General features: G+C 67.8%; 1 pseudogene. It reads left to right on the forward strand.

Features of this window, described 5'->3' with window-relative positions:
* Positions 1–267 (forward strand): annotated as a pseudogene (locus EXE45_RS18865) (branched-chain amino acid ABC transporter permease); the annotation flags it as partial.

Raw genomic sequence — 267 nt, forward strand, 5'->3', positions numbered from 1 at the left:
GTCCACGCGGCCGTGATCGTCGGGTTCCTGCTGTACCCGCTGGCCTACGAGGCGCTGCTCGCGACGCCGGCGGCCCCGTTCGCTGAGGCGTTCCTCCCCGCGATCACGTTCATGGTCGTGGTGCTGTACATGGGGCTGTTCGCGATGAGCTTCGACTTCGTCAGCGGCTACACCGGCTACCTCTCGTTCGGCCACGCGGCCTTCTACGGCACGGGCGCGTACTTCGTCGTCCTCGCCGCGAACGGGCAGGAACGCCGGCAAAACGAC

It is taken from the genome of Halorubrum sp. SP9 (assembly GCF_005435015.1).
Classification (GTDB): domain Archaea; phylum Halobacteriota; class Halobacteria; order Halobacteriales; family Haloferacaceae; genus Halorubrum; species Halorubrum sodomense.